Origin of the sequence: Marinilactibacillus sp. 15R (assembly GCF_001895285.1) — a bacterium.
Lineage (GTDB): Bacteria > Bacillota > Bacilli > Lactobacillales > Carnobacteriaceae_A > Marinilactibacillus > Marinilactibacillus piezotolerans.
On sequence record NZ_CP017761.1, the window covers coordinates 863,358 to 876,496 of the forward strand.

At 36.0% G+C, this 13,139-nt stretch carries 9 protein-coding genes and 1 other annotated feature; of the genes, 7 read left to right on the forward strand and 2 right to left on the reverse strand.

All coding sequences use genetic code 11. The features are described 5' to 3' along the window. The first annotated feature begins 44 nt into the window (after nucleotides 1-44). The 4 genes from BKP56_RS04235 to BKP56_RS04250 all read left to right on the forward strand — a co-directional run bounded on the left by BKP56_RS04235 (nucleotide 45) and on the right by BKP56_RS04250 (nucleotide 4,334). Entirely contained in the window at nucleotides 45-1,715 is a 1,671-nt protein-coding gene (locus tag BKP56_RS04235) for a glycoside hydrolase family 13 protein (RefSeq protein ID WP_072693859.1), read from the forward strand. Nucleotides 1,716-1,911: 196 nt separating this feature from the next. Beyond that, complete coding sequence (locus BKP56_RS04240; RefSeq protein WP_198033986.1) at nucleotides 1,912-2,784, forward strand: transporter substrate-binding domain-containing protein; 873 nt, start codon at nucleotides 1,912-1,914, stop codon at nucleotides 2,782-2,784. A gap of 89 nt (nucleotides 2,785-2,873) precedes the next feature. Further along, nucleotides 2,874-3,575 (forward strand): amino acid ABC transporter permease, encoded by a 702-nt coding sequence (locus BKP56_RS04245; RefSeq protein WP_072693860.1) that lies wholly within the window; start codon nucleotides 2,874-2,876, stop codon nucleotides 3,573-3,575. Nucleotides 3,576-3,590: 15 nt separating this feature from the next. Then, the gene (locus BKP56_RS04250) at nucleotides 3,591-4,334 is read left to right on the forward strand and encodes an amino acid ABC transporter ATP-binding protein (protein ID WP_072693861.1); all 744 of its coding nucleotides are present in this window, start codon (nucleotides 3,591-3,593) and stop codon (nucleotides 4,332-4,334) included. 159 nt (nucleotides 4,335-4,493) lie between these two features. On the opposite strand, the gene BKP56_RS14215 is transcribed toward BKP56_RS04250, so the two are convergent. Beyond that, nucleotides 4,494-6,212: an ABC transporter ATP-binding protein gene (locus BKP56_RS14215; RefSeq protein WP_072693863.1), complete on the reverse strand. Its 1,719-nt coding sequence runs from the start codon at nucleotides 6,210-6,212 to the stop codon at nucleotides 4,494-4,496. 200 nt (nucleotides 6,213-6,412) lie between these two features. Next, nucleotides 6,413-6,702 (forward strand) — a binding site (T-box leader). On the opposite strand from BKP56_RS14215, the gene BKP56_RS04260 reads away from it, so the two are divergent. From BKP56_RS04260 to BKP56_RS04270, 3 genes are all read left to right on the forward strand, one after another. Next, nucleotides 6,677-8,239 carry an ABC transporter permease gene (locus BKP56_RS04260; RefSeq protein WP_198033987.1) on the forward strand — a complete coding sequence of 521 codons (1,563 nt, stop codon included), beginning with the start codon at nucleotides 6,677-6,679 and terminating at the stop codon, nucleotides 8,237-8,239. Its footprint overlaps the feature before it by 26 nt. Before the next feature lie 18 nt (nucleotides 8,240-8,257). After that, on the forward strand, nucleotides 8,258-9,721 hold the full coding sequence (locus tag BKP56_RS04265) for an ABC transporter permease (protein WP_072693864.1): 1,464 nt from the start codon (nucleotides 8,258-8,260) through the stop codon (nucleotides 9,719-9,721). Between the two features lie 60 nt (nucleotides 9,722-9,781). After that, nucleotides 9,782-11,602: an ABC transporter substrate-binding protein gene (locus BKP56_RS04270; RefSeq protein ID WP_072693865.1), complete on the forward strand. Its 1,821-nt coding sequence runs from the start codon at nucleotides 9,782-9,784 to the stop codon at nucleotides 11,600-11,602. 200 nt (nucleotides 11,603-11,802) lie between these two features. On the opposite strand, the gene BKP56_RS04275 is transcribed toward BKP56_RS04270, so the two are convergent. Continuing rightward, nucleotides 11,803-13,131, reverse strand: a complete 1,329-nt coding sequence (locus BKP56_RS04275; protein ID WP_072693866.1) for a 6-phospho-alpha-glucosidase — start codon at nucleotides 13,129-13,131, stop codon at nucleotides 11,803-11,805. Between the last annotated feature and the right edge of the window lie 8 nt (nucleotides 13,132-13,139).

The window sequence follows — 13,139 nt, forward strand, 5'->3', positions numbered from 1 at the left end:
AAAATGAATGCACTTACATCAGGTGTGAATAAAAGGAGAATAAAATGGAGAAGCGAAAGTGGTGGAAAGAAGCCGTTGCATATGAAATTTATCCAAGAAGTTTTAAAGATTCAAATGGAGATGGTATAGGGGATATACAAGGAATTATTGAAAAATTAGATTATTTACAAGAGCTTGGGATTGATATTATTTGGGTTTGTCCAATTTATCAGTCTCCTAATGATGATAATGGATATGATATTAGCGACTACAAAGCTATTTTGTCTGACTTTGGAACCATGGAAGATTTTGAAGAATTACTGTCAGCCGTTCATAAACGGGGAATGAAGTTGATCATGGACCTGGTCATCAATCATACCTCTGATGAACATGAGTGGTTTATTGAGTCTAAATCTTCTAAAGACAATGAATATAGAGATTTTTATATCTGGAAAGAAGGAGCTGACAAGGGGCTTCCTCCTAATAACTGGGCCTCTATATTCGGCGGTTCTGCATGGGAACATGATTCAGATACAAATGAATATTACTTGCATATTTTTTCTAAAAAACAACCGGATTTAAATTGGGAGAATAAAGAAGTAAGAGACAGGTTATATGCTATGGTCAACTGGTGGCTGGATAAAGGAATCGACGGTTTTAGAATTGATGCAATCTCGCACATTAAAAAGAAAGAAGGCTTACCTGATTTACCTAATCCAAAAGGAGAAGCATTTGTAGAATCATTTGATGGTCATCTCAATCAGAAAGGAATTGATCAATTTCTAAATGAATTTGTAGAAAATACGATCAAGAAGTTTGATGCGCTGACAGTCGGTGAAGCAAATGGGGTGACAGTTGAAGATGCAGAAGACTGGGCTAATGAAGATACAGGCTATTTTAATATGATTTTTCAGTTTGAGCATGTTGATCTTTGGGGATCTAAGGGAACGGGGTTAGATTTAAGCCGACTGAAAACTACTCTGTCCAGATGGCAGAATGCGTTGGATGCGAAAGGGTGGAATGCTTTATTTATTGAGAATCATGATTTAGCAAGAGTTGTTTCGGTATGGGGAAACGATACAACTTACCGAAAAAAATCTGCCAAAGCATTGGCAACTGTTTATTTCTTCATGCAGGGAACCCCATTTATTTATCAGGGGCAAGAAATTGGGATGACGAATGTGAAGTATGAAACTATAGACGACTACCGTGATGTTGCATCTAGAAATTATTACCAAGGTGAGGTGGCTAAAGGCAGAGCATATGAAGAAGTCATGACTTATATCTGGTCTAGTGGTCGTGATAATTCACGTACACCGATGCAATGGAGTGATGCAGCATATGCTGGCTTTTCAGATAACGAACCTTGGATGAAAGTGAATCCTAATTATAGAGAAATCAATGTTGAGGAATCCAGGGAAGACCCGGATTCTATCTATCACTATTATCGTTCAATGATTCAATTAAGAAAAAAAGAAGAAACACTTATATATGGAACTTATACGTTATTAGAAGCACAGCATCCGCAAGTTTTTGCTTATATAAGAGAAGATCAGAGCAAACAATTTTTGATAATGGTTAATTTATTTGCAGAAGAAACAACATTTAATTTACCTGATGAATGGAAGTTAGGTGAAAAATTACTGTCTAATTATTCTGAAAAAGAACAATCCGGGACTATTTTAAAGTTACAACCTTATGAAGCAAGAGTGTATGAAGTAGAAAAAATAGAATAAAAAAGTGTTTTTAGGATACATTATATCAAGTGAAATAGTTATAAGTTGATTAAAAACTAACAAAAAGTAAGGTAGAATTCGTGACATAAACAAAAAAACATGCTATATTAGCTCCTGTGTATAAAAAAATGATGATTTTTTCAAAATAATTATTTTATTGTAAGAATATTGAAAAAGTGCATAAGGAGATTTTTAAATGATTAATAAAACAATAAGCTTAACTACATTATTAACGGCAGGGCTATTACTGACTGCTTGTACAACAAGTGACAACAATGAAGAAGCTGAAAATGCATCAGAAGAAACCACAGAAGATATCTCATGGTCATCAATTGAAGAAGAAGGCGTATTGACTGTAGGAACATCTGGAACATATGCGCCGATTACTTTCTTGAATGACGAGAATGAACTAACAGGATTTGAGGTAGAGTTAGTACGTGAACTTGGAGAAGAATTAGGAGTAGAAGTGGAATTCGAAACGATGCAGTTTGACGGATTACTTCCAGCATTGCGTAATGGACAAATTGACGTAGCCGCAAATGACTTTGCAATTACAGAAGAGCGTAAAGAGATTTTTGATTTTGTGGATTCTCACAAATATTCTTACGGTTCAGCCATTATTCGTACAGAAGATGATGGAAAGTTCGAATCTGCTTATGATTTAGAAGGTGTAAAAATAGGACTGGGTTCTCTAACAAGTAACTATGCTACCTTTGCAGAAAACATTGGTGGGGAAACAACAGCATATGACGCTGGTGTAGATACAATCATGCGAGACATTCTTAATGGAAACCAAGATGCTTATTTAAATGACCGGTTAGTATTGCAAAGAAATGTAGAAGAATTTGGTGATGATGGTTTAATGGTAGATGAAGATATAAAATATCATTCTTCAGAAAGTGCTTTAGCAGTATTAAAAGGGAATACTGAATTACGCGATAAGTTAAGTGAAGCATTAGCTGTTTTGAAAGATGAAGGAAGAGTTTCAGAATTGTCGATAGAATTTTTAGGTGCGGACTCAACTCAACCAGTTGATCAATCTGAAGTTGTCAGTTTAGACGCAGAGTAAGTTAAATACAAAAAAATCGTAACATACAAGAAGCCATTACAAGCTTCTTGTATGTTCTTTTCTAGTATATAGAAAGAAAGGAGTTTAATATGTTTGAGTTTTTTTCTGAAATAAGATGGGAATATTTGTATGATTTTGATCTTGCAATTGAATCTATACCATTCTTGTTAGAAGGTTTACGTGTAACAATGATTATAGCAGGATTCAGTATGGTTTTTGCCCTTATTATAGGAATTATAGTTGGGATTGCACGTATGTCTAAACTTGCTATTTTTAGATTACCTGCTAAGTTTTATATTTCCTTTATGCGTGGTACACCATTACTTGTTTTTGTATTTATTCTTTATTATGGACTTCCAGTAATAGGAATAGAATTTGAAAGCTCAATCGTTGCAGCAATTGTGGGAGTAAGTTTCAACTTTGCTGCCTACCTTGCTGAAGTTGTTCGTTCTGCGATATCATCTGTGCCTAAAGGACAGTGGGAAGCAGCTGAAACGCTTCAAATGAGTTACTTTCAAACATTAAGAAGAATCATCATTCCTCAGGCGACACGTATCGCGGTTCCGCCTACTTTTAATATTTTTATGGATGTATTAAAAGGAACCTCGCTTGCTTCTGTTATTACTGTACAGGAATTATTATATAGTGGTCGATTAATAGCAGGAAGAACATATGATAGTATGACAATGTATATAACGGTTGCAATTATTTATTGGCTAGTCAGTATTGTGATTGGTGCAATTCAAAGTAGACTTGAAGTTCGTTATAACCGCTATTTAGCAAAAGGATAAAGGAGCATCCTGACTATGATTACAGTAGAAAACTTGAAAAAGAAATTTGGAGATCAAGTCGTTTTAGAATCTATCAATTTCAGTGTAAATAAAGGTGAAGTAGTCTGTTTAGTTGGCGCTTCAGGTTCAGGGAAAACAACTTTGCTGAGATGCTTGAATTTACTAGAGGAACCCAGTGAAGGTACACTGAAAATCGGAGACAAAAAGGTAGAATTTGGAAAACAAAAACTTACTAAAGAAGACATAAAAGAAATTCGCCAGTACTCAGGTATGGTATTTCAAAGTTTCAATCTGTTTCCACATAAAACATTGATGGACAACATTATTGAAGCTCCAATTACTGTACAAAAGAGAAATAAAAAAGAAGTGCTTGTCGAGGCAAATGAAATACTCGAAAAAGTCGGCCTCCTTGAACATAAAGATAAATATCCTGATGCATTGTCAGGAGGACAACAGCAAAGAGCTGCTATTGCCCGCTCATTGATGATGCATCCAGAAGTATTATTATTCGATGAACCTACTTCAGCTTTAGACCCGCAGCTAGTGCGAGAAGTGTTGAAAGTGATTGAAGAACTGGCTAAAGAGGGACAAACCATGGTGATTGTCACACATGAAATGAACTTTGCCAGACGTATAGCTAATAGAGCTTTATTTATGGATGCAGGCTATATTCTTGAAGAAGGACCAGCTGAAAAAGTACTGACTAATCCAAAAGAAGCCCGCACGAGAGAATTTCTGGCTTTACTGGAAGATGAATAGTATATATATTGAAAAAGGATGAACACTTAATCAAGAGTGTTCATCCTTTTTCTGTTTTCTGATTAATGATAGATCTTTTAATAGTCTTTTTATAAGACTTATAATTTTTGGGATAAAAATATGCTGGGAAATACGCAATAATCGTTCAATAGCTAGAGACTATACTTTTGGAAGAGCTACCCAATGTTCAGGAGAAACTTCTTGAAAAACAGATGCAGATAAATCGAATGAAAGTGTTTCTTCATCACTTTTCTGTTTTTTACGAGTAGCTTCATAAGTTGGATCTGGAACCGGTATAGCAGATAAAAGTTTTTTTGTATAAGGGTGAAGAGGGTTAGCAAAAAGCTCCTCTGATTTTGCTAGCTCTACTATATTTCCATTATACATCACAGCTACTCTGTCACTGATACGTTTCACCATAGATAAGTCATGTGCAATAAACATATACGTTAATCCTAATTTTTTTTGTAAATCTTCTAGCAGTTCCACAATTTGCGATTGGATAGATGCATCTAGAGAAGATAAAGGCTCGTCACAGACGATAAACTTCGGATTTACAGCTAGTGCCCGTGCTATTCCAATCCGTTGGCGCTGTCCTCCAGAGAACTCATGAGGATACCTCATGGCAAAGGATGGATCTAAGCCGACTAGTTCAAGCAAATCGATCACTTTATTAAAGCGATCCTGTTTGTTTTCAGCCAGTTTATGAACATCAAGTGCTTCTCCAATGATATCGACAACTTTCATTCGTGGATCAAGTGAAGCGTAGGGATCTTGAAAAATAATCTGCATATGTTCTCGCATATCTTTCATTTCGCTAGCTGTTAAATTATTTAAGTTGAATCCTTCATAAAGAACCTCTCCACTTGTTGCTTCATGAAGTCGCAGTATCGTACGACCAGTAGTAGATTTTCCAGAACCAGATTCACCAACCAATCCTAATGTTTCTTTTTCATATATGTCAAAAGAAACACCATCAACAGCTTTTAAAACTGAACCTTTTCCTAAATCAAAATGTTTCTGAAGGTTTCTGATAGAGAGTAAAGGCTTTTTAGATCTGTTTACATTTGAGAATGCTTTCTGTTCATTTTGAAGGTTTGGCACAGCCTCTAATAGTTTTTTGGTATAGGTATGTTTTGGATGGTCAAATATATTCTTGGTTGTGCCGCTTTCCACAATCTCGCCATCTTTCATAACAATAACACGGTCACACATATTAGCCACTACTCCAAAGTCATGGGTAATTAAAATAATGGAGGTTCCAAATTTCTTTTGAATGTCTTTTAATAGATCCAAAATTTGAGCTTGAATCGTAACATCCAACGCTGTAGTTGGTTCATCCGCAATCAAAAGAGCAGGATTACATGCTAAGGCGATAGCAATCATCATTCGCTGGCGCATACCACCTGAAAATTCATGAGGGTATTGCTTGTAACGAAACTCAATATCTTTGATACCAACCAATTCCATTATATTAAGTGCTTCTTCTTTTGCAGCTTTTTTACGTAGTTTCTGATGAAACTGTATGCTTTCGGTGATTTGATCTCCTATTCGCATAGTGGGATTGAGTGAGGTCATTGGATCTTGAAAAATCATTCCAATATCTTTACCACGGATTTTCCGCATTTCTTTTTCACTTAACTGAGTTAAATCTTTACCCATAAATACAATTTTACTGTTTTCATTATTTTGGGCATTGGGAGGAAGAAGACGCATAATAGAACGTGCAGTGACACTTTTTCCACTTCCTGATTCTCCAACAATCCCTAAAGTCTCGCCTTTTGATACTTCAAAATGAATATCTGTTGCAACTTCATTTGAAGAGTCGCCTTGTTCAAATATAATAGATAACTTCTGGACATCCAGTAATTTTTCCATAGTTCCGCTCCTCAAATTTGTCTAGAATAATTTGATTATAGCATGTTTGTCAATCGAGATAGAAAAAATATCATTTTGCAGAAAGTTACAGTGATAAAGTCAATCAAAAATCTATCCTAAAAATTAAATGTTTAGCCTTGACTGTACTTTTTATATTTGGTATATTTATCTTCAATTAAGACTACTTTAAAAAAATAAGTTAAAAGACAATGAAAAGAAGAGTACAGATCATTGCGATTTTATAGAGAGTCCCTGTTTGCTGAGAAGGGATAAAGAGTGATATCTGGAAGTGCGTCTTGGAGTCGTATCGTTGAATTTTCTTGGAAGATTAGATGATGCCGGGTATGCCCGTTACAGCGGCGCAGTATTACAGACAGATGCGTCTGAGTACTGTAGTTAAGATAGTGTATAGTACAGCCGGAGGTTTAACAAGGTTGAAACTGTACATTTTTTAAGGTGGAACCGTGGAATTGATTATTTTGCCCTTGAATACAGATGTATCTGTGTTTAAGGGCTTTTTTTGTACGTATGATGCAAATGAAAAATACATTCTTAATAAAGAGAATGGAGGTATGGAAATGAAAGTTGAAACGATTATCAAACAAGATCAGAATTTCTTTCAAATGGTTTCTCGACAATACGGAAAAGCATTTTTGAGCCCTTATTACCGTATAGGTTTGCTGATTTTTGGTCTTCCTTTTCAGCTGCTTATTCTTATAGTCTTTCTATACAAGAAATATGTCAAAAAGCAAAATGGAAAAATTAACAGCGAAGCAAAGGAAGCTTTAATACAAATTGGATATGATCAGAAATTAAAAGCAAAATTGAAAAAGCAAGAAGAAAATAAACAAGCTTTTTTCAATAAACTATTAAATGAGAAAGAAACGAATAAAAATGTTGAAAGATTATTTTCTACTCAATTCCAGCAAGCTGTAAGTGAAAAAGCGCAGGAAATCTATGAACAATCTAATAGAGAAAAAGTAACCTTTTTAGGACAATCACTTGCCTTTATTTTAAATCCAAAATATTTTGTCTTATCAGCAGTTCTAGGATTTCCTATGTATGTATTGCTGGTCATACATTCCTTTCCATTTATGAAGTATTTATTTGAACGGTTGCTCATGATGCTCTTTGTCATATTGGGAGTAACGATCATCGTCTTTACTTTATTATATTTTTCTCCCTCTGACCCGGCCAGAAATATTATTGGAGAGACCGCTACGCAAGCCCAGGTTGATAATTTTCGTGCGATGTACGGACTAGATGATCCATATATTGTTCAATTATGGAGAACGATTAAAGGTGTTTTCACTTTTGATTTAGGGAATGCCTATTCGGGCAATCAGGCAGTTGTTTCGACCATTATGCGACGATTCCCAGTTACGTTGGAACTTTCAGTATTTGCTTTAATAATTGCTCTTATAGTGGCATTGCCTGCTGGAATATATTCGGCAGTGAAAGCTAATACGATGTTTGATCATGTTTTTATGTTTATTGCATTAATTGGGTTATCCATTCCAAGTTTCTGGCAAGGCCTTATTTTCATATTAGGATTTTCAATTGAACTGGGATGGTTGCCGGCAACTTATAATGCAGATAACTTTGCTTCGCTGATTATGCCGGCAGTGGTACTTGGTACATTGCTGATGGCTTCAGTAGCAAGAATGACGCGTTCATCTACTCTAGAAGTAGTTAATGAAGATTATATTCTAACAGCTCGCTCAAAAGGATTATCGAATAGAAGAGTAATGTTGAGACATGCGGTACCAAATGCATTAATTCCAATTGTAACGATCATAGGTCTTCAATTCGGAGGAGTACTTGGAGGCGCAGCTGTAACTGAACAAGTCTTCAATATCAATGGGATCGGGAATTATATTGTAGAACGTCAATTTATTCCTGACATACCAAGTGTTCTAGGTGGTGTCATTTATGTAGCCATTGTGTTATCAGTTGTAAATGTGTTTATTGATATGCTCTATGCCTTTATTGATCCGAGAATTCGGACCAATCTTAAAAGATACTAGAAGGGAGGGAAAAGTTCTTTGAAATCTTATAAAGATACGCTGGTTTATAAGCAAGCGGAGTTTTCTATGGGGCTTTCACTGTTATATACGCTGATTATCGGCTTTGCATCTTTTGATTTCAGCCCATTTGCTATTCGTCCGTTTATTTTGATTCTGGCAGGTATCAATGGATTGGTAACTGCTGTTCAGGCATTATTAGTACTTAAAATCAGAAAAGATAGTAATAAATCACTTGTCATTAACTCAACAAGCCGGCAGTTGGCTGGAGTATTATTAATCTCCTTGTTAGCGGGAAACTTATTTATAGTGCTTTCGTCTTTATATTTATTGAAAAATAAAGTAAGCACTGGTTATATTTATTCTGTATATATGGTATTGACAGATTTTCTGGTAATTGGAGTATCTGCATTAAACTTATTTAAAGCTTATGTAACCAATACTTTTATACCGTTTATGTTTTTACTGCTTTTTATTCTTATTTTTCATATTGTTGTGTTAGTCGGGTACAATAGATTTGCAGCAATGTCTGGTATAGTAAAAAAAGTTTTTCTTCTATTTTTTGCAGCAACTGTTTTAGTTGGGAATCTTTTTGTGCTTTTTGTAATAATTTCAATGATCCAAAAGACAGATAACGAAACAACAATGACTCGACGGAAGGGTATCCGTGAAAAAATCATACGAAATCAAGCTTCTATGATAGGTATGCTATTTATCGTATTTCTTGTTGCTATTTCTATTTGTAGTTATTGGACTTTTAATTATGGGTTTGCAGTGACAAATGATTATAGCAGTATTCTACAACCACCAAGTCTGACTTACCCTTTTGGAACAGACAATTTTGGTCGAGATGTGTTTTCTAGAATTGTGTTTGGAGCACGGATATCATTGACTGTTGGAGTACTGGCAACGGTTATTCCGCTGATATTTGGAGGGGCGCTCGGTGCTGTTTCTGGATATTATGGTCGACATACAGATAATTTAATTATGCGATTTTTAGACATCTTATACGCTATTCCAGGAATTCTGTTAGCTATAACAATTGTCGCAGCTTTTGGAGCTTCTACTACAAATTTAATTATTGCTTTAAGTGTCGGGTATATCCCAAGTTATGCTCGGACAATGCGAGCAAACGTAATCCAGGTAACGAATCTGGAATATGTAGAGGCGTCAAGAGCAATTGGAAACAATCATACGAATATCATCCGTAAACATGTTATTCCCAATTCTCTGGCACCGATGATTGTTAGAGCAACGTTAACCATTGGATCAGCGATTATCGCGACGAGTAGTCTGAGTTACCTTGGACTAGGAGTAGAAAATTATATTCCAGAATGGGGGAATATACTGCGGACTGGTAGTGAATATCTGGAAACGGAGCCTCACTTAGCTATTTATCCAGGATTAGCGATCATTGCATTAGTTTTATCATTTAACTTTTTGGGTGATGGTTTAAGAGATGCAACAGATCCAAGGTTATCTTAATGTTTAAAAAGTTTAATAGACTTAAATAAAATAAAATCAAAAGGAAAAGAGGAAAAATGTATGAAAAAGAAATTAATAAGTACAGCTGTATTGCTTGGAACACTGGCTTTATCTGCTTGTGATGTAACTACAGAAGATGAAGCTGCAACAGGCAATTCAAACAGTGATCAAGAAGCAGTACAAATCGATTTGTTAGGTGCTGCTGCGGACGAAAAAGACTTGAATATTTTACGTGACCAGTTGACTAGAAATGGTTTTGAAGTCAACGTTAACCAGCAACCTGATTATGCCAGCTATAGAGCTCAAAGAGATGCAGGAAACTTTGATATTTCTGTTGCGAGCTGGACCACTGTAACAGGGAATCCGGATTATGCAGTTCGTTCATTATTCACGAGTGATGGAGATAGCCGAGTTATTGCTCCTGACTCAGAAGTAGACGAACTGATCAATCAAGCAGCTACGGAGAACGAATCAGAATATGTTGATACGTATAGTGAAATGGAAAATGTCATCGTTACAGAAAATGCTTATGCCGTCGGTCTTTATAATTCATTAAAAGCACAAGCATTTAATAAGGAATTAATTAATCCGGATACAGTTAATCTTTATAAATCACGAGCTTTTGCTTGGGATACTGTTCAGTTTAATGATACTTCGCTCAATTCCTCAGAGCCTTTAATTCTGACTCAGACTGAATCTGATTTAACATCTTTAGATCCAATAAAAGGAAACGATGGATCTATCAATCAATTGAATACGAATATGTATGTACGTTTGGTAAACTTGACAGAAGATGATACTGTAACTTCTGAAGCTTCATTGAGTTACAATCATGCTATTGCTGAAGGTAATTCTGATTACTATTTTATTTTGCGTGATGATATTAATTTTGCAAGTGTAGAAGATGGACAAGCTGTAGACACGGGTGAGCGAGTTGGAGCAGATGATGTTGAATTCTCTCTAGAACGTGCGAGTGATCCTGAATCAGTCCCAGACCATAGAACGTATAGTTTGCATGAATATATTGATGATGTAACGGTTGTAGAAGATATGAGCGAATTGGAAGAGGCAACAGTCGCTGGTGAAAATACAAGTATAAAAGAAGCACTGGAATCTGGATTAGATACTCCTATCAATAGTTTAGTGACAGATAAAACGCAATCTGATAGTAGTGCAGGAAACTATCAGGTAGTTAAATTAACTACTACCGAGCCATTTCCACAAGTCTTAAATTATTTGGCACATCAATCTGCTGGAATTGTTTCAAAAGAACAAGTTGAGAGTGTCAACACCTATGATATTGAGAATTTTGATATTAATACAGATATTCCTTACGGTGATCAGCGTGCAGTAACAGAAGGAGACACTTACGACAATCATTTATATACCAGTGGACCTTATATCATGATTGCTAAAAATGACTATGAAGCAACTTTCCAGAAGAACCCTGCTTATATGCCTGATTCTGAAAATGCAGCCCAAATTGAAAATGTAACAGTTCGCTTTATTGGAGATATGGATAGCGCATTGTCTGCTTTGAGAAGTGGAGAAGTGCACTTGCTTTATGGATTGGAAGAAACTCAATATGAGGTAGTTGAAGGTGAAGATTCTCTTGAACTACAAACTGGTCCAAGTAACGCTGTAGAATATTTGATTATCAATACGACAAATGAAGAAAGTAAAACTGCTCAGAGTGAAGATTTGCGTAAAGCGATTCTGTACTCAATCAATCAAGACGATTTCATTCAATCTTATGATGGTCAGAAAAATAAAGCATTCACTCCAGTATCACCTTTAGTAGACACTGGAAATGAACTAGAAGCGGATGCTGATTTAGTCCAAGAACACTTAGCTAACTACTTGGAACAGTCAGCAGAGTAATTTTCTAAGAGAGTAAGTGTAGTTTTTATATAGTCATAAACTAAAGTTTAATGATTTCATAGGAGCTTGTTCAGTATTCGTAGTATTTACGGTATTGAGTAAGCTCTTTCTATGGAAAAAATTATTGTATTATTAAAAACAACCACTACCCGATTTTCTAGGGGAGTGGTTGTTTATTTATACATATACTAAGAAATGAGTTAGTTTAACTCTGGCCAGAAATCTTTATTTGCTTCGATCAGATCATCAAGCAAGTTTTTAGCAACGCCGGCACTTGGAATGGTTTTAGAAAGTGTGAGAGCTTGCCATAGTTTCTGGTAGCTTCCTTCAACGTAAGCTTCTACAACCATTTTCTCAACCATGACTTGCTGGTACATCAAGGTTTTTTCAAAATCTGGAATCTTACCTTGAGAAAGTGGTTCTGGTCCGTCGTTTCCTACAATACAAGGCACTTCTACCATGGCATCATCTGGGAAGTTCGCAATGGCTCCGTTATTCTCGACGATCATGAGCATTCTTTCGTGAGTATTAAAAGCAATGGCACGAGCTAAGTCAACGATAAAGGAAGCGTGACTGTCGATGTGGAATTCATCACCGGCTGCTGTTCCTTTTTCTGTAATTGTACGAGCAGCATCAAACACTTCTTTTTCTCGACCATTCATGACTTCATTGGCACGAGTATAGGAGCAGTCTGAGTGACTGACTTCATCATCTGGATAGAGATAATATTTGAGATACGTATTCGGTAGATATCTTGGATTGACAGCTAACAGATCTTTTGCCTTTTTATGTGTCTGCTGCCAGCTTGGATCTGTGTGCTGTGTTTCCACTTCGACTGTTGTAAGATAACCATTTTCTGCTACATATTCACGGATCTGATCAAGATATTCATGACCTTGTTTGTCCTTGATACTTGTCCACCAGCCAAAGTGGTTTAAACCAAAGTAACGAACTTCTAATTCGTCAGGTGTCTTCCCGATAATTTGAGACATTCTTCTTAGCGTTCCTACCGGCATATCGCAGATATTCAAGACTTTTGAGTCTGGACGGAGTACGCGACAAGCCTCTGCGACGATTGCGGCCGGATTGGAATAGTTCAGCATCCAGCATTCTGGAGAATATTTTTCCATATAATCGATTAATTCGATCATACCACCAATACTTCTTAGACCATAAGCAATTCCACCAGGTCCACAAGTTTCTTGTCCAATGACACCGTGATTCAATGGGATTTTTTCATCTTGCTCACGCATAGCATATTTTCCGACTCTAATATGAGCCATACAGAAGTCTACATCCGTGAAAGCTTCTTCTGGATCTGTGGTGTATGAAAAGTCGATTTCTGGAGCCTGTTCTTTCATTAAAATAGCTAGTGCTTCTCCTAAGATACCTTGTCTTTCCTCATCATTGTCATAAAGTTTTAAAGTACGTAAGGGGAAACGATCTAAATTTTCTAATAACATACGAACGATTCCTGGAGTGAAGGTACTTCCTCCACCTGCGATAACAACTGAAAATTTCTTATTCATTTAATTCT

Excerpts from the sequence above, each read along its gene's own strand:
- BKP56_RS04235 (WP_072693859.1), top strand. The coding sequence starts at position 45 with ATGGAGAAGCGAAAGTGGTGGAAAGAAGCCGTTGCATATGAAATTTAT.
- BKP56_RS04240 (WP_198033986.1), top strand. The coding sequence starts at position 1,912 with ATGATTAATAAAACAATAAGCTTAACTACATTATTAACGGCAGGGCTA.
- BKP56_RS04245 (WP_072693860.1), top strand. The coding sequence starts at position 2,874 with ATGTTTGAGTTTTTTTCTGAAATAAGATGGGAATATTTGTATGATTTT.
- BKP56_RS04250 (WP_072693861.1), top strand. The coding sequence starts at position 3,591 with ATGATTACAGTAGAAAACTTGAAAAAGAAATTTGGAGATCAAGTCGTT.
- BKP56_RS14215 (WP_072693863.1), bottom strand. The coding sequence starts at position 6,212 with ATGGAAAAATTACTGGATGTCCAGAAGTTATCTATTATATTTGAACAA.
- BKP56_RS04270 (WP_072693865.1), top strand. The coding sequence starts at position 9,782 with ATGAAAAAGAAATTAATAAGTACAGCTGTATTGCTTGGAACACTGGCT.
- BKP56_RS04275 (WP_072693866.1), bottom strand. The coding sequence starts at position 13,131 with ATGAATAAGAAATTTTCAGTTGTTATCGCAGGTGGAGGAAGTACCTTC.